General features: G+C 62.1%; 20 protein-coding genes. 8 read left to right on the forward strand and 12 right to left on the reverse strand.

Annotation, left to right across the window (positions count from 1 at the left end; all coding sequences use genetic code 11):
- Positions 1-4: 4 nt before the first annotated feature.
- The 7 genes from ccmB to napE are packed head-to-tail and all read right to left on the reverse strand — an operon-like array spanning position 5 to position 5,432.
- A complete protein-coding gene (gene ccmB, locus PQR08_RS21020; protein WP_250484356.1) occupies positions 5-673 on the reverse strand; it encodes a heme exporter protein CcmB in 669 nt (222 codons plus the stop codon).
- Positions 670-1,293 (reverse strand): heme ABC exporter ATP-binding protein CcmA, encoded by a 624-nt coding sequence (gene ccmA / locus PQR08_RS21025; RefSeq protein WP_250484357.1) that lies wholly within the window; start codon positions 1,291-1,293, stop codon positions 670-672. The genes ccmB and ccmA overlap by 4 nt, the downstream gene beginning before the upstream one ends.
- Positions 1,294-1,333: 40 nt before the next feature.
- The gene (locus PQR08_RS21030) at positions 1,334-1,939 is read right to left on the reverse strand and encodes a NapC/NirT family cytochrome c (RefSeq protein ID WP_284509012.1); all 606 of its coding nucleotides are present in this window, start codon (positions 1,937-1,939) and stop codon (positions 1,334-1,336) included.
- 9 nt (positions 1,940-1,948) lie between these two features.
- Entirely contained in the window at positions 1,949-2,434 is a 486-nt protein-coding gene (locus PQR08_RS21035) for a nitrate reductase cytochrome c-type subunit (RefSeq protein WP_187605230.1), read from the reverse strand.
- Between the two features lie 11 nt (positions 2,435-2,445).
- The gene (napA, locus tag PQR08_RS21040; RefSeq protein ID WP_250484358.1) at positions 2,446-4,929 is read right to left on the reverse strand and encodes a periplasmic nitrate reductase subunit alpha; all 2,484 of its coding nucleotides are present in this window, start codon (positions 4,927-4,929) and stop codon (positions 2,446-2,448) included.
- Positions 4,901-5,248, reverse strand: a complete 348-nt coding sequence (locus PQR08_RS21045) for a chaperone NapD (protein WP_273654951.1) — start codon at positions 5,246-5,248, stop codon at positions 4,901-4,903. The genes napA and PQR08_RS21045 overlap by 29 nt, the downstream gene beginning before the upstream one ends.
- 25 nt (positions 5,249-5,273) lie before the next feature.
- Positions 5,274-5,432 carry a periplasmic nitrate reductase, NapE protein gene (gene napE, locus PQR08_RS21050; protein ID WP_035502476.1) on the reverse strand — a complete coding sequence of 53 codons (159 nt, stop codon included), beginning with the start codon at positions 5,430-5,432 and terminating at the stop codon, positions 5,274-5,276.
- A 332-nt stretch (positions 5,433-5,764) separates the two neighbouring features.
- On the opposite strand from napE, the gene PQR08_RS21055 reads away from it, so the two are divergent.
- The gene (locus PQR08_RS21055; protein WP_187605226.1) at positions 5,765-6,193 is read left to right on the forward strand and encodes a hypothetical protein; all 429 of its coding nucleotides are present in this window, start codon (positions 5,765-5,767) and stop codon (positions 6,191-6,193) included.
- Positions 6,194-6,282: 89 nt separating this feature from the next.
- Here the strand turns inward: PQR08_RS21055 and PQR08_RS21060 are convergent, their stop codons facing one another.
- Positions 6,283-6,624: a zinc ribbon domain-containing protein YjdM gene (locus PQR08_RS21060; protein ID WP_238214721.1), complete on the reverse strand. Its 342-nt coding sequence runs from the start codon at positions 6,622-6,624 to the stop codon at positions 6,283-6,285.
- 213 nt (positions 6,625-6,837) lie between these two features.
- On the opposite strand from PQR08_RS21060, the gene PQR08_RS21065 reads away from it, so the two are divergent.
- Positions 6,838-8,289: an aldehyde dehydrogenase family protein gene (locus tag PQR08_RS21065; protein WP_187605224.1), complete on the forward strand. Its 1,452-nt coding sequence runs from the start codon at positions 6,838-6,840 to the stop codon at positions 8,287-8,289.
- Positions 8,290-8,393: 104 nt separating this feature from the next.
- On the opposite strand, the gene PQR08_RS21070 is transcribed toward PQR08_RS21065, so the two are convergent.
- Together PQR08_RS21070 and PQR08_RS21075 are read right to left on the reverse strand one after the other, a co-directional pair.
- Complete coding sequence (locus PQR08_RS21070) at positions 8,394-8,732, reverse strand: hypothetical protein (protein ID WP_035502482.1); 339 nt, start codon at positions 8,730-8,732, stop codon at positions 8,394-8,396.
- Between the two features lie 97 nt (positions 8,733-8,829).
- Entirely contained in the window at positions 8,830-9,777 is a 948-nt protein-coding gene (locus PQR08_RS21075) for a LysR family transcriptional regulator (RefSeq protein ID WP_250484360.1), read from the reverse strand.
- Between the two features lie 478 nt (positions 9,778-10,255).
- Between PQR08_RS21075 and oxlT the strand changes: the two genes are divergently transcribed.
- From oxlT to PQR08_RS21100, 5 genes are all read left to right on the forward strand, one after another.
- A complete protein-coding gene (gene oxlT, locus PQR08_RS21080) occupies positions 10,256-11,602 on the forward strand; it encodes an oxalate/formate MFS antiporter (protein WP_187605222.1) in 1,347 nt (448 codons plus the stop codon).
- A 15-nt stretch (positions 11,603-11,617) separates the two neighbouring features.
- Positions 11,618-12,556 (forward strand): LysR family transcriptional regulator, encoded by a 939-nt coding sequence (locus tag PQR08_RS21085; protein WP_250484361.1) that lies wholly within the window; start codon positions 11,618-11,620, stop codon positions 12,554-12,556.
- Between the two features lie 160 nt (positions 12,557-12,716).
- On the forward strand, positions 12,717-13,730 hold the full coding sequence (locus PQR08_RS21090) for a 2-dehydropantoate 2-reductase (RefSeq protein WP_035502487.1): 1,014 nt from the start codon (positions 12,717-12,719) through the stop codon (positions 13,728-13,730).
- 114 nt (positions 13,731-13,844) lie between these two features.
- Positions 13,845-14,066, forward strand: coding sequence for a hypothetical protein (locus PQR08_RS21095; protein WP_075583861.1), 222 nt, complete (start codon positions 13,845-13,847; stop codon positions 14,064-14,066).
- On the forward strand, positions 14,056-14,799 hold the full coding sequence (locus PQR08_RS21100; RefSeq protein WP_035502489.1) for a GntR family transcriptional regulator: 744 nt from the start codon (positions 14,056-14,058) through the stop codon (positions 14,797-14,799). Before PQR08_RS21095 ends, PQR08_RS21100 begins: the two co-directional genes overlap by 11 nt.
- A gap of 88 nt (positions 14,800-14,887) precedes the next feature.
- Here the strand turns inward: PQR08_RS21100 and sucD are convergent, their stop codons facing one another.
- Both sucD and sucC read right to left on the reverse strand, forming a co-directional pair.
- A complete protein-coding gene (sucD, locus tag PQR08_RS21105) occupies positions 14,888-15,760 on the reverse strand; it encodes a succinate--CoA ligase subunit alpha (RefSeq protein WP_250484362.1) in 873 nt (290 codons plus the stop codon).
- A 12-nt stretch (positions 15,761-15,772) separates the two neighbouring features.
- Entirely contained in the window at positions 15,773-16,963 is a 1,191-nt protein-coding gene (gene sucC / locus PQR08_RS21110; protein ID WP_238292843.1) for an ADP-forming succinate--CoA ligase subunit beta, read from the reverse strand.
- Positions 16,964-17,375: 412 nt separating this feature from the next.
- Between sucC and frc the strand changes: the two genes are divergently transcribed.
- Positions 17,376-18,638, forward strand: a complete 1,263-nt coding sequence (gene frc / locus PQR08_RS21115) for a formyl-CoA transferase (RefSeq protein ID WP_187605218.1) — start codon at positions 17,376-17,378, stop codon at positions 18,636-18,638.
- The last annotated feature ends 229 nt before the right edge of the window (positions 18,639-18,867 follow it).

Raw genomic sequence — 18,867 nt, forward strand, 5'->3', positions numbered from 1 at the left:
GGCGCTATTCCATCGATATGCGCAGCGCCGCGGCGCTCGCCCACGGACATAGCCACAGCGCAAGACAGAGGGCCGCCGCGAGCAGCGAGAAATTCGCGTTCGACCATGCAATGCTCGCCGCTGGATCGGCCACGCCGACGCCGAACACGAGCACCGGCACGTAAAGCGGCAGGATCAACAGAGCGAGTACGACGCTGCCGCCGCGCACGCCGAGCGTGAGCGCCGCGCCCATCGAACCGATCAGCGACAGCAGCGGCGTGCCGATCAGGAGCGAGGCCATCAGCATGAGAATCGTGCGCGCATCGAGCCCGTATTCGAGCGCGACGACCGGCGCGAGCACGACGAGCGCGAGTCCCGTCGTGAGCCAGTGCGCGGCGATCTTGCCGAACACGATGCCCGCGAGCGGCTGCGGCGAAAGCAGCATCTGTTCGAGCGCACCGCTCGCGAAATCGTTGCTGAAGAGCTGGCCCGCCGAAAGCAATGCCGCGAACAATGCCGTGACCCACAGCACGCCCGGCGCGATCGCGTGCAGGAGCTTCGGATCGGGACCGATGCCGAGCGGAAACAGGCTCGACGCCAATACGAAGAACAGCAGCACGGACAGCGTCAGCGTGCGGGAGCGCCAGTTCAGAAGGAGTTCGCGGCGAATCACCTGAAGCGTCAGCCCGATCATGCCGCGCCTCGCGCGAGATGCAGGTGCCGTGTGCGCGCGGCATCGACGGGCAACGGGCGATGCGTCGTCGCGACGAGCGTGCCGCCTTCCCGCAGATGATCGTCGATGCACGCGGCGAACCAGAGCGCGCCGCTGTCGTCAATGGCGTCGGTGGGTTCGTCGAGCAGCCAGAGCGGCTTGCCTGACAGCACGAGACGCGCGAGCGCGACGCGTCTTCGCTGCCCTTGCGAGAGACGGTTGAGACGCGTGTGCATGAGCGGCAGCACGGCGGCGCGGTCGAGCACATCGCGCTCGTTCCGATGCGCCGCGCTCGCGCCGAGCAACGCGGCGAAACGCAGATTCTCCGCGACGGTCAGTTCTCCGTTGAAGCCGTCGGCATGGCCGAGCCAGGCTAGGTCGCGGCGAAAGCGAGGAGGATCGTCGCGCACGTCGATGCCGCGCCACGACACGCGTCCTGCCGCGAGCGGCAGCAGGCCCGCGAGCGCGGCGATCAACGAGCTTTTGCCGCTTCCGTTCGCGCCGTGGATGACGAGCGCCGCGCCGCTATCGACACACAAATCCGCGCCAGCCACGATGGTGCGGCTGCCGCGCATCACGTCGAGTTGCCGGGCGCTGAGCATCGATGTTTCCTCTCTCCTCGAAGGCGTGGCCGAGCGTCGCTTACTTCTTCTTTCTGTCCTCGATCTCCTGAGCCTTCACCATGTTCGGCAATTCATGCGCGATGCCCTTGTGGCAATCGATGCACGTCTTCTCGCCCGTCTCCAGGAAGCGCTGATGCGCCTCCTGCGCGCGCGGGCTCTGACGCGTGAAGTCCATGTACTGGAACGAATGGCAATTGCGGCATTCGAGCGAATCGTTGGCCTTGAAGCGTGTCCATTCGTGCTCGGCGAGTTCGAGCCGCTTGTCGAGAAACTTCTCGCGCGTGTTCACCGTGCCGAATACCTTGGCCCACACTTCCTTCGACGCCTGCATCTTGCGCGCGATCTTGTCGGTCCAGTTGTGCGGCACGTGGCAGTCCGAGCACTTGGCATGCACGCCGGTGCGATTGCTGAAGTGGATCGTGTTCTTGAGTTCCGCATAGGTGTTGTCGCGCATCTCGTGACAGCCGGTGCAGAAGACTTCGGTGTTGGTGAGTTCCATCGCGGTATTGAAGGCGCCCCAGAAGATCACGCCCGCGACGAAGCCGCCCAGGGTCAGAAAACCGAGGCTGTAATACAGGCTCGGCCTTCGGATGGTGATCCAGTAGCGCTTGATCAGTGCCCACATGGCGATCGCTCATCGTTTCTGGTTCTTGGATGCCGGCTGCCGCTTGATGTCTTCGACAGCGACGAACGTATTGCCGACGAGCGGCTTCGTATCGGCCTGCGGAACGTGGCACTGCGTGCAGAAATAGCGGCGCGGCGACAGATGCCCGGACACCATGCCTTCGCGGTCCATGTAATGCGATACCGCGACGGGCACGGCGCCGCTCTCTTCGACACGGCTGCGCGCGTGACACGCGAGACAGCGGTTCGCGTTCTTGTCGAGCTGATAGTTATCGATCTTGTGCGGGATCGTCGGCGGTTGCTGCGCGTAGTTGAGGCCGCGTATCACGTCCTTGTTTTCGGTGGGCGCGAGGAGCGGCGCGCGGGTCTCTTCGCCGATCGGTGTCGTGCCGCGCAGCGAGTCGTGGAACGGCAGATTGGGGACGGTGGGCTGCGCGATCGCGATGGCGGCAAGCGCGAGCAGCGATGCGATGACGAGAGCGATCAGCGTGCGCATGACATGTGCTCCTAGACCCGCACGATCCTGACCGCGCACTTCTTGTAGTCGGTCTGGAACGAGATCGGATCGGTGGCGTCGAGCGTCACCTTGTTGATGAGCTGGCTCGCATCGAACCACGGCACGAACACGAGCCCGCGCGGCGGCTTGTCGCGGCCGCGCGTCTCCACGCGCGTGCGCATCTCGCCGCGCCGCGATATCACGCGCACTTCCACGCCGCGCCGGATGCCGAGCGCCTTCGCGTCATCGGGATGCATGAAGCATACGGCGTTCGGAAACGCGCGATAGAGCTCCGGCACGCGGCGCGTCATCGACCCGGAATGCCAGTGTTCGAGCACGCGGCCGGTCGCGAGCCAGAACGGATATTCCTTGTCCGGCGATTCCGGCGGCGGCTCGTAGGGCAGCGCGTAGATCACGGCGCGGCCATCCGGATTGCCGTAGAACTGCCAGTCGGCGCCGGCTTTCACGTAGGGATCGGAACCTTCCTTGTAGCGCCAGAGCGTCTCCTTGCCGTTGACGACCGGCCAGCGGATGCCGCGCGCCTGGTGATACATGTCGAACGGCGCGAGATCGTGACCGTGGCCGCGCCCGAAACTCGCGTACTCCTCGAACAGACCCTTCTGCACGTAGAAGCCGAACGCCGCCGCTTCGTTGTTGCGATACTTCGCGTCTATTTGCGATGCGGGAAACTTGTCGACCTGGCCGTTCCGATAAAGAATGTCGTAGAGGGTCTTGCCCTTGTATTCCGGCTTCTTCGCGATGAGTTCGGCGGGCCAGACCTCCTCGACCTTGAAGCGTTTCGAGAACTCGACGATCTGCCAGAGATCCGAACGCGCGCCGGCGGGCGCCTGCACCAACTGATGCCAGAACTGCGTGCGCCGCTCCGCGTTGCCGTACGCGCCTTCCTTCTCGACCCACATCGCCGACGGCAGGATCAGGTCGGCGGCGACGGCCGTGACCGTCGGATAGACATCCGACACGACGACGAAATTCGATTCCTTGCGATACCCCGGCAACGCCTCGTTGTTGATGTTCGCGGCGGCCTGCATGTTGTTGTTGACCATCACCCAATAGGCGTTGAGCTTGCCGTCGCGCAGCATGCGGTTTTGCAGGACGGCGTGAAAGCCCGGCTTGTCGGGAATCGTTCCCTCGGGCAGCTTCCAGATGTGCTCCGCTTCCTCGCGATGCTTCGGGTTGGTCACGACCATGTCGGCGGGCAGCCGATGCGAGAACGTGCCGACTTCGCGTGCCGTGCCGCATGCCGAAGGCTGTCCCGTCAGCGAGAACGGACTATTGCCGGGCGTGGAGATCTTGCCCGTCAGCAAGTGCAGGTTGTAGACCATGTTGTTGGCCCACGTGCCGCGCGTGTGCTGATTGAAGCCCATCGTCCAGAAGGACACGACCTTGGTCTTCGGATCGGCGTACAGCTTCGCGAGCTGATCGAGCTTGTTCTTCGGCACGCCCGAGAGCTTCGTCACATAGGCCGCGTCGTAGCGCGAGACGAACTGCGCGAACTCGTCGAAGCTGATCGGTTGCGAGCCGTTCGGATCGCCGGCGTTCTTCGCCGCCTTTTGCAGCGGATTGTCGGGACGCAGCCCATAGCCGATATCCGCGTTGCCCTTCCTGAAATTCGTGTGCTTGTCGACGAACGCCCGGTTCACCTTGCCGTTCTTGATGATGTAGTTCGCGATGTAATTCATGATCGCGAGATCGGACTGCGGCGTGAAGACGATGGTCTCGTCGGCGAGATCGAACGAACGATGCTCGAACGTCGAGAGAACGACGACGCGCACGTTCTGGTTCGACAGCCGCCGCGCCGTCACGCGCGTCCACAGCACGGGATGCATCTCCGCCATGTTGGAGCCCCACAGCACGAAGGCATCGGTTGCCTCGATGTCGTCGTAGCAGCCCATCGGCTCGTCCATGCCGAAGGTGCGCATGAAGCCCGTCACGGCCGAGGCCATGCAGTGCCGCGCGTTCGGGTCGAGATTGTTGCTGCGAAAGCCCGCTTTCATCAGCTTGACGGCCGCGTAGCCTTCCCACACGGTCCATTGCCCCGAGCCGAACATGCCGACGGCGGTCGGGCCTTTCTCCTTCAGCGCCCGCTTGAACTGGTCGGCCATCACATCGAACGCGACGTCCCACGAGACGGGCTGGAACTCGCCGGTCTTGTCGAACTTGCCGTTCTTCATGCGCATGAGCGGCGTGGTCAGGCGATCCTGGCCGTACATGATCTTCGAGAGGAAGTAGCCCTTCACGCAGTTGAGCCCGCGATTGACTTCGGCTTGCGGGTCCGCCTGCGTCGCGACCACCTGATTGCCCTTCACGCCGACAAGCACGCCGCATCCGGTGCCGCAGAAGCGGCAGGGCGCCTTGGACCACGCGATGTCGTCGCTCTGGGCGACGGCCTCCATGCCGGGCAGCGTGATGCCCGCGGATGCGGCGGCCGTGGTGGCGGCGGTCTGCTTAATGAACGCGCGACGAGTCAGTTTCATCGGGGATTTCCTCGTTCAGCGAATCGGCGTGTTCGTGATGCTGATAGACGAGCGCGATGCTCACGACATCGGGTATCGACTGCGCCGCGTGCAATTGATCGGCAACGTGGGATGAGCGGTCCGCTTCGAGCGTGAGCACGATCCTGCCTTCGGCGCTCGATCCGTGAACCTGTGCGCCGGGCAATGCGGCGAGCGCCTGCTTGACGCGTGCCAGGGCTTCTATTCGTGCGTATACAACGACCCCGGCGATGTGATACTCGCAAGACTGGTCAGTCTTATCGTCGAAACGATTACTGCTATCGACGAGCTTGAGCTTCATTTAATTGAAATAATCGCGACGCTCGTTAATGATGTGGAGGGCCGCCAACCAGCATCTGATAGAACCAGACCGCGAATCCGTAAGCGGCAATGATCATGACCGTGAGCACGGGAACCATGACGACGGTCAGAAACAGAAAGCTGCGCAACTCTTCGGACTGGCGTATTTCGTTTTTCTCATCCATGAGGCACGTCTGATCTCGTTTGGCAATGTGGGAAAGGCCAGCACGAAAGATGACTTTAATGTTGGTATAGGGAATACATCTTTTCAAGGCGAAAATGCGTTATTCGCGTTGCGGCTCGTGTAACGGTTAATTAAGTCTGATCGGGCGAGACGTATCCGATTGCGGTGCGACAGGCCTTTATCGTTTCGGCTCATTGAACATTCGCTTCGTTGGATGACTGCGTGTCGCAACGCTGCATTGCATGCCTTTGCCATAACTTTCGCCGTAGTCCGAAAGCCACCTGGCGGTCGGGTTCATAGAATTCGGGCATCTCAAATCACGCAATTTGGATCATGCCGACCAAGCTCGAATTCCAGACCCCCGAAGGACGTCTCTCGCTTTCCATCTTCGACGCTCAATTCATGGCCTATGACGCGGGCGAGCTCGCTTATCGATCGACGCGGGATTTCGTCGCGCGAATGCAATCGATGGGCCTCGGCGAACTGGCAGAAGCTTATGCGCGTCTTCTCGCACAGAACAAGGTTTCGGTGATGGAACTGCACGAAGCGCGCGAGGATGCGCAAGCGTGTATTGGTAGAGATGCGGAGTGTGCGGTGATTGCGGAGGGCATCATGCCGCGTGTTGAGAGAATTCGCGAGACGATCGCGCAAACGCAAGTCGACATGCGCGCGAATGTGGAGCGGCTGGCCGCGCTATCGGCGGCTTGCGATCATGCGTTGCGGCAGATTCCGGGGTATCGGCCGCCGGTGTGTGGGTCGTGAGGAATGTGGCTCCTGATTCGCAAGATCGAATTATATAAGGATTCCTACACAATTCGCCGCGTATAGGCTTCCCTAGAACGTAGACTACGTTAAGCCTTTTTGACGAATTCCGTCTTGAGACTCATGGCTCCAAAGCCATCGATCTTGCAGTCGATGTCATGATCGGCATCGACGAGCCGAATATTTTTGACTTTCGTGCCCATCTTGACCACGCCGCCGCCGCCTTTGAGCTTCAGATCCTTGATGACAGTAACTGTGTCGCCATCGTGAAGAACGTTCCCAGCGGAATCACGATAGACCCTGGCGGTGGGCTCCGATGCGCTGTCCGTCTGCGCGGACCACTCGTGCGCGCATTCGGGGCAGATATACATGCCCGCATCTTCGTAAGTGAATGCCGATTGGCACTGAGGGCAGGGAGGTAGTGGGTTCATACGTATCGCTCGATGACTTGCGGAAAATTGAAGGCCCGCAGTATAACGCCGTCCGATGGTCAGGTCATGACGCCGCACCAGCCCCAACCTCACCCCTCGCCGCTATATCCGTTCATACATTCCGTCCTATATAAACGATAAGAATGTTTTGCTTTCGTGAATGGTGGTTCTGCGCCAACATGAGGTGATTCTGAAAATCACATGGAGCGAGACATGGACAACAACACGGACCTCAAGCGCTACGAATTGCTGATCAACGGCGAATTCGTTCCTCCGAGCGGAGGTGAATACTCGACGAACCTCGATCCCGCCACAGAGAACCCGATATCCCGCGTGGCACAAGGCACGTCCGCCGATGTCGACCGCGCAGTGCAGGCCGCGCGCGCCGCGCTCAAACCGTGGAACGCGATCCGTGCAGCCGAGCGCGGCCGCATCCTGATGAAGCTCGCCGAGTTGCTCCGCGAAAATCAGGAAGAACTCGCGGCGCTCGAAAGTCTCGACGCGGGCAAGCCGATCGCGGGCGTGCAGCGCCAGGACGTGCCCGCCGCCATCGACACACTCGCCTATTACGCAGGCTGGTGCGACAAGATCAACGGCCAGGTCGTGCCCGCGCGCCCCGACGCGCTGACCTACACCGTGCGTGAACCTGTCGGCGTCGTCGCGGCGATCGTGCCGTGGAATTTCCCGCTGATGATCGGCATGTGGAAGATCGCGCCCGCGCTCGCATGCGGCTGCACGCTGATCGTGAAACCCGCCGAAATCACGCCGCTCTCCGCGCTGATGGTCGGACGGCTCGCGCTCGAAGCCGGCGTGCCGCCGGGCGTGCTCAATATCGTGACCGGCAAGGGCTCGGTCGTCGGCGACGCGCTCGTCGCGCATCCCGGTGTCGACAAGGTCACGTTTACCGGGTCGCCGTCGGTCGGTCGCGGCATCCTGCAGGGCGCGGCGGGCAACTTCAAGCGCGTCACGCTCGAACTCGGCGGCAAGTCCGCCAACGTGATTTTCGCGGACGCGAATCTCGATGGCGCCGTGCGCGCGGCGGCCTCCGGCATCTTCTTCAACGCGGGCCAGGTCTGCTCGGCGGGCTCGCGGATTCTCGCGCAACGCGCCGTCTACGACGAAGTCGTCGAGCGCCTCGCCCAACGCGCGCGGACGATCAAGCTCGGCGATCCGTCGAGCCGCGAAACCAATATGGGCCCGCTCATCTCCGCCAAGCAGATGAAGAGCGTGCTGGACTATGTGGATGTCGGCAAGGAAGAGGGCGCATCGCTCGTGACGGGCGGCAGGCGCTCAGGCGAGCGCGGCTTTTTCGTCGAGCCGACAGTGTTCGCGAATGTCGAACACGAGATGCGCATCTCGCAGGAGGAAATCTTCGGGCCGGTCGCGAGCGTCATTCCTTTCGACGATGAAGCCGACGCATTGCGCATCGCCAACGGCACCGCATACAGTCTCGCCGCGGCCGTGTGGAGCGCGGATATCGGCCGCGTGCATCGCATGGCCGCCGAACTCAAGGCGGGCACGGTTTGGGTGAATACCTACGGCTTCACCGATGTGCGTCTGCCGTGGGGAGGCTCAGGCGATTCCGGCTTCGGCCGCGAACATGGCGATGTCGCCATCGAGAACTTCACCGAGCCGAAGGCGGTCTGGGTCGCACTGACGCCTTAAGGTGAACGCCGCCGCGGGCAACCGCGGCGAATCATGCAAACACGAGAAGACGCAAAAGGGCGGTCCGGAATTTCCCGGACCGCCCTTATCGAGAGTGAAAAGCCTTAAGCGCGCGCGGTTTCCTGGTTGCGCGCTCGCCAAAGCCGCGCCCGCTGCGTGCTGTCTTCATACTGAACCGTGTTTTGCCGGCATGCTTCGACGGTCGAATTCTTGCGCTCGACGATCGCCTGGCAGAGAAACTCCGCGCTGTACGCTTTCAGGAGATGCGGAGAGTGCGTCTCGATGTACTGCGCGATTTTCCCGTAGTCGCTGTCCGCCGACGCGAGCGAGAGATAGGTCTGCGCATCCCAGCGGAACATCAGATCGAGTTCTTCGAAAGCGGTATTGAATGCGCAGACTTGCGCCTGAACTTCGCGGTCATCGCTGTACATTGCATGGATCATGATCGTCTCCTGTATGGCCGGGGGGCATGAATGCAGGATAGGGAACACGATCCATATACGATAGTTAAAGTTTTTTCGCTTATATATTCAGTAAGCGTTATGAATTGGGCTTACCGGTCTTAGCGACGATTTGTGTGATCGCTTCGATCTGTGCGGCCCCTTCTTCGACGAGAAACTGCTTGAACGCGAGCGCCACCGGCGGCAGACGCTTGTTGTTCCGATGCACGACGAACCAGTTGAGCATCACGGGAAAACCCTCGATATCGAGCACCGCCAGTTTGCCGACCTGCAACTCCATGCTGATCGTGTGCGCGGACAGAAAGCTCACGCCCATGCCGGCGATCACCGCCTGCTTGATCGTCTCCGTGCTGGTGATTTCCATCGCGACGTTGAGGTTCGAGAGCCGGCCGGCGAAACCTTCCTCCATCGAGTTCCAGGTATCCGAACCTCGCTCGCGGACGATGAACGGCTCGTCGGCCAGTGCTTCGAGCGGCACGTTTTTGCGTCCGACGAGCGGATGATCCGGCGGCGCGACGATCACATACGGATGCGGGGCGAAGGAAACGTTGACCGTATCCATGTCGCGCGGCGGACGCACCATCACGGCGAGGTCGGTGAGATTGTCGGAAAGCTGATGCAGCAGTTCTTCGCGGTTGTGTACCGCAAGATTGAGCCTGACATCGGTATTACGTTGCGTGAACGCTGCAAGCAGGCGTGGGAAAAAATAATCGCCTGCGCTGATCACAGCGACGTTCAGCCTGCCGCCCGAAATGCCCTTGAGCCGCGCCATTGCGTCGTCGGCTTCGCGGAATTGCTCCAGGATCGCACGGCTGTAATGGAGCATTTCATTCCCGGCCGGCGTGAGGTAGATTTTCTTGCCCAACTGCTCGAAGAGCGGCAAGCCAGCGTGCTCCTCCAGTTGCTTGACCTGCGTCGAGACCGCGGGCTGAGTGAGATAGAGTTCCTCGGCGGCGCGAGAAAAACTCAGTCGACGGGCAACGGTCTCGAAGATCTTCAACTGACGCAGGGTGGCGTTGCGGAGCACGGCGATCCTTCATCCATTAACGATAGCTAATTTATACAATAATTTTTTCTAACTTTCCTTAATCGTTTTTCTCCCCCACGATGCTTTCACGTCCCCAAAAGTTGTAAGGAGGACGGTCGCGGCTAGCACGAACGGTTATGCTTAACCCCGAGCATCAGCCACGCGCTTTTCGCCATGTATCACGGCACGACTCAGCAAAAACCCGAAGCCTGCAAAGGCGCATCAACCATCCGGACTTTATTGGGAATCGCTTGAAATGATTCGTCGATCGCCTGACGCGGATGTTTGCCTGACGTGCGAATCGATCGCCCACTTCAGTATGTGCAGCACGCGCGACATGCGCGACAGGCGGCCTCACGCCCACGCCGCCTGGACCGAGCACTTCCCCTGACCGACCGCTCGCCGCCGGCGCACCGCGCCGGTTTCTCGCAGCACATCAAGCGCCGCACGAGCGCTATAAAACATAACGGAGACAGACATGGCAAGCGCAGACACGGTTGTGTCCGGGCAATCGCACGGGCGTCATCACAACAGATGGTTCCAGCTAGTGATCGGCATCATATGCATGGGGCTGGTCGCCAACCTGCAGTACGCATGGACCCTGTTCGTCGTCCCAATGGATGCGAAGCATCACTGGGGTCAGGCGGCGATTCAGACCGCCTTCACTATTTTCATCGTCACCGAAACCTGGCTTGTGCCCGTCGAGGGCTGGCTCGTCGATAAATTCGGGCCGCGGCCGGTCGTCATCGGCGGTTCGATCTGCGCGGCGCTCGGCTGGATCATCGACGCGAATGCGACGAGTCTCATCCATCTCTACATCGGGGCGGTGGTCGCGGGCATCGGCGCGGGCTGCGTGTACGGCACGTGCGTCGGCACGGCGCTCAAGTGGTTTCCGGACAAGCGCGGTCTCGCTGCGGGCATGACGGCGGCGGGCTTCGGCGCGGGCGCGGCCGTCACCGTGATTCCGATCTCCAACATGATCCAGAGCTCGGGCTACGAGCACGCGTTCATGTTCTTCGGCATCCTCCAGGGCGCGTGCATTTTCGTGCTGGCGCTGATGCTCGTGCGGCCCAATCCGCCGAAGGGCATCGTGCCGGCCAAGCGCATCGTGTCGACGAAAATCGACTACACGACAGGACAGATGGTGCGCTCGCCGCTCTTCTGGGTGCTGTATCTGATGTTCGTGTTCGTCGCGGCGGGCGGCGTGATCGCGACCGCGCAGTTCGGGCCGATCGCGAAGGAGTACGGCTTCGCGAAGATGCCGGTGAACCTGCTGGGCGTGACGCTGCCGCTGCTCGCGATGACGCTGTCCATCGATAACCTGTGCAACGGCTTCACGCGTCCGCTGTGCGGTTTCATCTCGGACAAGATCGGCCGCGAGAACACGATGTTCATCATCTTCCTGGGCGAAGGCGTCGCGCTGCTCGGGCTGATGGAGTTCGGACACGATCCGTATCTCTTCATGCTGTTCGCGGCGATGACGTTCCTGTGCTGGGGCGAAATCTTCTCGATCTTCCCCGCGACCTGCGCCGATACCTTCGGCAGCAAGTACGCCGCCGCCAACGCGGGCACGTTGTACACGGCGAAGGGCACGGCATCGATGCTGGTGCCGCTTGCATCGGTGCTCGCGTCTGTCGGTTCGTGGAACGCGGTGTTCATCGCGGCGGCCGTGACGTCGATCGCGGCGGGACTGTGCGCGAAGTTCGTCCTCGCACCGATGCGCAAGCGCTGGATCGAAAACACGCTGACGGAAACGTCGGCGGAATCGTCGGTCAACGCGTCGTTCCAGACGGGCTGGGACGCATCGCGCAACACGGTTCAGTAAGGGCAAAGTCGAGGCATGCCGCGCGAACCGTCTCCATCGCTCAGCGTATCGCTGCATCAGTTGAGATTGTTCGTCACGCTCGCGCGGCATCGCAGCTTTACCCGCGCGGGCGATGAATTCGGCATCACGCAATCGGCAGTCAGCCGCAGCATCAGAGAACTCGAAGACGAAGTCGCGCTGCGGCTCTTCGATCGCACCACGCGTCAGGTCGCACTCACCGACACCGGACGCCGCCTGCTCGCGCGCATCGCGCCGCTCGTCGAGGAACTGGAAGCGACGCTGCGGCCGCGTGCGCACGAGGGTGGCGAGCCGGGCGTCGTGAATCTCGCGAGCAGTTCTGGTCTCACCGCGAGCGTCTTGCCCGGCATGCTCGCGTCCTGCCGCGAGCGCTTGCCGGATATCACGATCGTGATGATGGATCGGCCGCAGAACGCCGTGCTGCAACTCGTTCGCTCGGGCGAGGCGGAACTGGGCGTCGTGATCGCGCCGGAGAATCTCGACGAACTCGCCGCCGAACCGCTTTTCGCCGATGGACTCGCGGCGGTCGTGAGCGCGTCGCATCGGCTCAGCGAGGCGGCGCGCATCGACTGGCAGCAGTTGCGCGGCACGCCGCTGCTTCTTCTCGATGACGACACCGGCAGCCTCGGCGCCATCGAAGCCGCGCTCGCGCTGCACGGCGTGACCGGCGCGGTTCGCCAGAAACTCACACAGTCGGCGGCGGTCGCGCGCATGGCCGAAGCGGGACTCGGCGTCGGAATTCTGCCGATGCACGCGCGCGCCGCATGCGACAGCGCGCAGGCGCGCTTCATCCCGCTCGTGCCGGACACGTCGCGCACGATCATGCTCGTGCGGCGCAAGAGCCGCGCATTGCGCGCGAGCGCGGCCGGTGTGTGGTCGCACATCGTGGCGGCCTCGTCGCATACTGTGATCTCGGGTCAGCCTGTCGACGCCTGACCGGCGCTTTTCCCTGTATTCATTTCAACCCGCGGCGCGCCTCGCGCATGCGGGTTTCCGCTCGTCCGCAAGAACACGATTCGCCTTGTTCTTGGTCGATACGGAATGTAGTATCTTGTATATCAGAGAGCTATAAGGCTACAACCCTAGGAGACGAACCATGAAAATCTGCGTGTACGGCGCCGGCGCGATCGGCGGATATATGGGTGCGCAACTGGCGCGCGCCGGGGCGGAGGTCAGTTTCGTCGCGCGCGGCCCGCATCTCGCGGCCATGCAGGCGAACGGCGTGAAGCTGCGCATCGATGGTCAGGAGCACGTCGTCAAGGTGCGCTGCACGAACAATCCCGCCGAACTCGGTCCGCAGGATTACGTGATCATCGCGCTCAAGGCGCATTCGATTCCCGGCGTCGTCGATCTGATTCCGCCGCTTCTTGGGCCGGAGACGGCGATCGTCACGGCCGTCAACGGTTTGCCGTACTGGTACTTCTACAAGCACGGCGGCGAGCTCGAAGGCACGAAGTTGCAGAGCGTCGATCCTGGCGGCCGGCAGTGGGACGTGTTCGGGCCGGAACGCGCGATCGGCTGCGTGCTGCTGCCGGCGGCGGAGATCGCGGAGCCGGGCGTCATCGAGCATCACTACGGCAAGAAGTTTCCAATCGGCGAGCCGAGCGGCGAAATCACGCCGCGACTGCAGGCGCTGCACGACATGATGGCCAAGGCGGACATGGAAGCGCCGATGCGCGACAACATCCGCGACGAAATCTGGCTGAAGCTCTGGGGCAACCTGTGCTTCAACCCGATCAGCGCGCTGACCGGCGCGACGCTCGACGTCCTGACGAGCGATCCCGGCACGCGCGCGCTCTCGAAGGCGATGATGCTGGAAGCGAAGGCCATCGGCGACAAGATCGGCGTGAACTTCCGCGTCGACGTGGAGCGGCGCATCAACGGCGCGGGCGCGGTCGGCGCGCACAAGACGTCGATGCTGATGGACTGCGAGGCCAATCGCCCGATGGAAATCGATCCGCTGATGACCGTCGTGCAGGAAATCGGCCGTCTCGTTCACGTGGACACGCCGATGCTCGATGCGGTGCTCGCATTGATCAAGCTGCGCGAGGGCGTGAATCAGGGCACGGCGAAGCCGCTGCCGCTCCCGCAATCGCAAAAAGCCGCCTAAACTGCAGACGAAGGCACCAGCGTTGTTTCTGATATACAAGATGCAAAATATGTTGATCTCTGTTGCGATGCAGCATATACTGAGGGCTCTTGAGTGATTTGACTGGAGCCTGAAATGAGCATCGCCCTGTTGGTGGTTGTCGGATTCGCGCTGGTTGCCGTGGGTACGGGTGTTACGTTTATGATTGCGTCGGCGGTGCCGCAGAGCATGCTGCAGCGCGCACAGAATCACGGTCGCTTCGCCGGTCTTGCGGCGGATGACCAGAACGGCGGTTCGGGCAAGCGTGTCGACGCTCGCCGTCCGCACATGGGAAATCAAGCCATCAATGCCATCTGATACTCAATCCGTAGACAGACCGGAAGTTCGCCCCGACGTTCGTCCGTCCGGGCTCACGCTTTCGCTGGAGCCGATCAATGCCACGGTTTCGCTGCGCGATCAGGCGTACGCGAAGCTGCGGCAGGCGATCGCCGAGGCGGATATCTACCGCTCGCGGGAAGAAATCCGTCTGGACGAGAAAGAGCTGACCGAAGCGCTCGGCGTCTCGCGAACACCCATCCGCGAGGCCATGACGCTGCTCGAGCAGGAAGGCTTCCTGCGCACGGTGCCGCGCCGGGGTGTCTATATCTTGCGCAAGACCAAGCGCGAGATCGTCGAGATGATCCACATGTGGGCGGCGCTGGAAAGCATGGCGGCGCGGCTCGCGACACAGCGCGCGACGGACGAGGAAATCGCCCATCTGCGCCACATGTTCGACAACTTCCGCGACTCGACGCCCGCCGAGCACATCGACGAGTATTCGGATGCGAATATCGCTTTCCATTCCGCGATCGTGCGTCTGTCGAAGTCGGAAATCATTTTCGAGACGATCAAGAACATCTTCGTGCACGTGCGCGCGATCCGTAAGATGACGATCTCGCAGAGCGACCGGGCGTCGCGCTCGATCGTCGATCACATGCGCATCATCGAGGCGCTGGAGAAGCGGGACACCGAGCTGGTCGAGCGGCTCGTGAAGCAGCATTCGCTGGATCTGGCGGCGTTCGTCGAGGCGAATTGCGACTTTCTGGACTGATGCCGGATTGAAGTTCGAGTCATGAAAAAGGCTGCGTGGCGTTTGCCGCGCAGCCTTTTTTGCGTTCAGGATCGTTGAACCGATACGACTAGCGTATCGCGTGGACCATCGTTTCGCCGAGCGCGGCAGGCGAATCCGCGACATGGATGCCCGCCGACTTCATCGCGTCGATTTTCGCGTTCGCCGTGCCCGAGCCGCCCGAGATGATCGCGCCCGCGTGGCCCATGCGGCGTCCCGGCGGCGCGGTCGTCCCGGCGATGAAGCCAACCACCGGCTTTTTGGTCTTCGATTCCTTAAGGAATTGCGCGGCTTCCTCTTCCGCCGATCCACCGATCTCCCCGATCATGATGATGCCTTCGGTGGCGTCGTCTTCGAGAAAGAGCGCGAGGCAGTCGATGAAATTCGTGCCGTTCACCGGATCGCCGCCGATGCCGATGCACGTCGTCTGCCCGAGCCCGGCGGCGGTCGTCTGCGCGACGGCCTCATACGTGAGCGTGCCCGAACGCGACACGATGCCGATCTTCCCCGGCTGGTGAATATGCCCCGGCATGATGCCGATCTTGCATTGCCCCGGCGTGATGACGCCCGGACAGTTCGGCCCGACGAGCCGGCTGTTCGAGCCGGCGAGCGCGCGCTTGACGCGCAGCATGTCGAGCACCGGAATGCCTTCCGTGATGCAGACGATGAACGGCACCTGCGCGTCGATGGCTTCGAGGATCGCATCGGCGGCAAAGGGCGGCGGCACGTAGATGACGGACGCGTCGGCGCCGGTTTTCGCGACCGCATCCGCGACGGTGTCGAACACGGGCAACTCCAGATGCGTCGTGCCGCCTTTGCCGGGCGTCACGCCGCCGACCATGCGCGTGCCGTACGCGATCGCTTGCTCCGAGTGAAAAGTGCCTTGCGCGCCGGTGAAGCCCTGGCAAATCACTTTCGTATCTTTATTGATCAAGACGCTCATGCTGGTGTCCTCTCAGTGAGCGACGGCGCCGACGATCTTGTCGGCGGCATCGGCGAGGTTTTCGGCGGGGATGATCGTGAGGCCGGAGGTGCGCAGGATTTCGCGGCCCGCATCGACGTTCGTTCCAGCGAGGCGCACGACGAGCGGCACTCGCAGATCGACTTCGCGCGCGGCCGCGACGACGCCTTGCGCGATCACGTCGCAACGCATGATGCCGCCGAAGATGTTGACCAGAATGCCGCGCACTTTCGGGTCGCGCAGAATCAGCTTGAATGCGGTGGCCACGCGTTCCTGCGTCGCGCCGCCGCCGACATCGAGAAAGTTGGCCGGCTCGCCGCCGTATAGCTTGATGATGTCCATCGTGGCCATCGCGAGGCCGGCGCCGTTCACCATGCAGCCGATGTTGCCGTCGAGCGTCACGTAGTTCAGACCGTGTTTCGCCGCTTCGATTTCGGCGGGATCTTCCTCGTCCTCGTCGCGCAGCTTTTCGATGTCGGGATGGCGATAGAGCGCGTTGTCGTCGAAATTGAGCTTGGCGTCGAGCGCCATCACGTCGCCGGAACCGGTCACGACGAGCGGATTCACTTCGACGATGGACGCGTCGAGATCGACGAACGCCTGATACAGCGCCGTGATGAATTTCGACGCCGCGCCGACTTGCTTGCCGCTCAGACCGAGGCCGAATGCGATCTGACGCGTGTGAAAGGGTTGCAGCCCGGTCGCCGGATCGATCGCGACCTTGAGGATCTTTTCCGGCGTGCGGTGCGCCACTTCCTCGATTTCCATGCCGCCTTCGGTCGATGCCATGATCGTGATGCGCGACGTGGCGCGATCGACCAGCATGCCGAGATACAACTCGCGCGCGATATCGCAGCCTTCCTCGACATAGAGACGCTTCACTTCCTTGCCCGCCGGCCCGGTCTGCTTCGTCACGAGCACCGATCCGAGCATCTGCTGCGCGTTCTCGCGCACCGCGTCCACGGACTTCACGACGCGCACGCCGCCTTTGCCGTCCGGATCATTGGAAAAGCGTCCCGCGCCGCGGCCGCCGGCGTGAATCTGCGACTTCACGACCCAGACCGGTCCGCCAATCGCGCGCGCCGCGTCGGCGGCTTCCTGCGCGGAAAAGGCGACGCGGCCTTCCGGAACCGCGACGCCGTACTTTCGCAGCAGCGTCTTCGCCTGATATTCGTGGATATTCATTGCGTCTCCTGATGTCCTCTAATGGGAGTAGGCGCGGCGAAAACGCATCCCTCGTCGCGCTGAAATACTGTATATCAGATTTCACGGCGAGCAAAAGGTTTTAGCGGGTATGGTGGACTGACGCGGGTAATGGACGAAACTTCGGAGGAATACGGTAGTTGCTGCGACGCAATATCGATGATGGCGAAAGCACCATCGGTAGAGCATTTCAGACAATCGTGCAGTGCATCACAGGGTTTGTTCCGACCGAACTACAGTTGACTAATATTGTGTCTGGAATATTGTATATCACGGGAGCCGAGATGCTCGGCAGCTGCCGCGAGGATGCGCGCAAGGCTGGCACGATGGCGCAAAGGATGTACAAATGAATCTGAATCCATAAACGTCGAACTAAAGAATTGGGAGACAAGCCATGACGGTGAACAACTCTGGCAAGGCGCTGGACGGCGTGCGCATCCTGGATTTCACGCACGTTCAGTCGGGACCGACCTGCACGCAGCTGCTCGCGTGGTTCGGCGCGGACGTGATCAAGGTGGAACGCGCGGGCGCGGGCGACATCACGCGGGAACAACTCCGCGACATTCCCGACGCCGACAGCCTCTACTTCACGATGCTCAACCACAACAAGCGCTCGATCACCATCGACACCAAGAATCCCGAAGGGAAGAAGGTGCTCGAGACGCTCGTGAAGAAATGCGACGTGCTCGTCGAGAACTTCGCGCCGGGCGCGCTCGATCGCATGGGCTTTACGTGGGAGCGCATCCAGGAGTTGAATCCGCGGATGATCGTCGCTTCGGTAAAAGGCTTCGGCCCCGGACCCTATGAGGACTGCAAGGTCTACGAAAACGTCGCGCAATGCGCGGGCGGCGCGGCTTCGACGACCGGTTTCGACGACGGCCCGCCGGTGGTCAGCGGCGCGCAGATCGGTGATTCCGGCACGGGCCTGCATCTCGCGCTCGGCATCGTCACGGCGCTGTATCAGCGCAACACGAGCGGACGCGGCCAGAAAGTGCTCGCCGCGATGCAGGACGGCGTGCTCAACCTCTGTCGCGTCAAGCTGCGCGATCAGCAACGGCTGGAACGCACCGGCGTGATGAAGGAATATCCGCAGTACCCGAACGGCTCGTTCGGCGAAGCGGTGCCGCGCGCGGGCAACGCATCGGGCGGCGGTCAGCCTGGCTGGATTCTCAAGTGCAAGGGCTGGGAAACCGATCCGAACGCGTATATCTACTTCATCACGCAGGCGCCGGTGTGGGGTGAAATCTGCAAGGTGATCGGCAAAGAGGAGTGGATCGACCATCCGGACTACAAGACGCCGAACGCGCGCCTGCCGCATCTGAAGGACATCTTTGCGGAGATCGAGCGCTGGACGATGTCGAAGACCAAATTCCAGGCGATGGAAATCCTCAACAAGCACGACATTCCGTGCGGCCCGATTCTCTCGATGAAGGAAATCGCCGAAGAGCCGTCGCTGCGCAAGACGGGCACGGTGGTCGAAGTGGATCATCCGGTGCGCGGCAAATATCTCACGGTCGGCAATCCGATCAAACTGTCCGACAGCCCGACCGAAGTCGTGCGCTCGCCATTGCTCGGCGAGCATACGGACGAAGTCATGGCCGAACTCGGCTATACACCCGATCAGGTCGCAACGCTGAAGAGTCTCGGCGCGATCTAGACGCCTCTCACGCAATTGCTCTGCCTCCCGCCGCCTTCGAAAGAAGGCGGCGCGGACCCGGCACGTCCATAGAAACCGAGACGCGCGACATGAGCAGCACGGTTGTCCTGTAACGAAGCGAAGCAGCCAAGCTCATCCACGGAACTGCCCGTCATGATGCTCGGCGCGAAGTAAAAGTGGGCCCGCGGCGCGGGCCTGATCCGATGTAAGGAGGAGGGGACGAGAGCGC

The organism is Caballeronia jiangsuensis (assembly GCF_046030135.1).
GTDB classification, from domain to species: domain Bacteria; phylum Pseudomonadota; class Gammaproteobacteria; order Burkholderiales; family Burkholderiaceae; genus Caballeronia; species Caballeronia jiangsuensis.

Coding starts and splice junctions, on each gene's coding strand:
- ccmB (WP_250484356.1), bottom strand. CDS start 673: ATGATCGGGCTGACGCTTCAGGTGATTCGCCGCGAACTCCTTCTGAAC.
- ccmA (WP_250484357.1), bottom strand. CDS start 1,293: ATGCTCAGCGCCCGGCAACTCGACGTGATGCGCGGCAGCCGCACCATC.
- PQR08_RS21030 (WP_284509012.1), bottom strand. CDS start 1,939: ATGTGGGCACTGATCAAGCGCTACTGGATCACCATCCGAAGGCCGAGC.
- PQR08_RS21035 (WP_187605230.1), bottom strand. CDS start 2,434: ATGCGCACGCTGATCGCTCTCGTCATCGCATCGCTGCTCGCGCTTGCC.
- napA (WP_250484358.1), bottom strand. CDS start 4,929: ATGAAACTGACTCGTCGCGCGTTCATTAAGCAGACCGCCGCCACCACG.
- PQR08_RS21045 (WP_273654951.1), bottom strand. CDS start 5,248: ATGAAGCTCAAGCTCGTCGATAGCAGTAATCGTTTCGACGATAAGACT.
- napE (WP_035502476.1), bottom strand. CDS start 5,432: ATGGATGAGAAAAACGAAATACGCCAGTCCGAAGAGTTGCGCAGCTTT.
- PQR08_RS21055 (WP_187605226.1), top strand. CDS start 5,765: ATGCCGACCAAGCTCGAATTCCAGACCCCCGAAGGACGTCTCTCGCTT.
- PQR08_RS21060 (WP_238214721.1), bottom strand. CDS start 6,624: ATGAACCCACTACCTCCCTGCCCTCAGTGCCAATCGGCATTCACTTAC.
- PQR08_RS21065 (WP_187605224.1), top strand. CDS start 6,838: ATGGACAACAACACGGACCTCAAGCGCTACGAATTGCTGATCAACGGC.
- PQR08_RS21070 (WP_035502482.1), bottom strand. CDS start 8,732: ATGATCCATGCAATGTACAGCGATGACCGCGAAGTTCAGGCGCAAGTC.
- oxlT (WP_187605222.1), top strand. CDS start 10,256: ATGGCAAGCGCAGACACGGTTGTGTCCGGGCAATCGCACGGGCGTCAT.
- PQR08_RS21085 (WP_250484361.1), top strand. CDS start 11,618: ATGCCGCGCGAACCGTCTCCATCGCTCAGCGTATCGCTGCATCAGTTG.
- PQR08_RS21090 (WP_035502487.1), top strand. CDS start 12,717: ATGAAAATCTGCGTGTACGGCGCCGGCGCGATCGGCGGATATATGGGT.
- PQR08_RS21095 (WP_075583861.1), top strand. CDS start 13,845: ATGAGCATCGCCCTGTTGGTGGTTGTCGGATTCGCGCTGGTTGCCGTG.
- PQR08_RS21100 (WP_035502489.1), top strand. CDS start 14,056: ATGCCATCTGATACTCAATCCGTAGACAGACCGGAAGTTCGCCCCGAC.
- sucD (WP_250484362.1), bottom strand. CDS start 15,760: ATGAGCGTCTTGATCAATAAAGATACGAAAGTGATTTGCCAGGGCTTC.
- sucC (WP_238292843.1), bottom strand. CDS start 16,963: ATGAATATCCACGAATATCAGGCGAAGACGCTGCTGCGAAAGTACGGC.
- frc (WP_187605218.1), top strand. CDS start 17,376: ATGACGGTGAACAACTCTGGCAAGGCGCTGGACGGCGTGCGCATCCTG.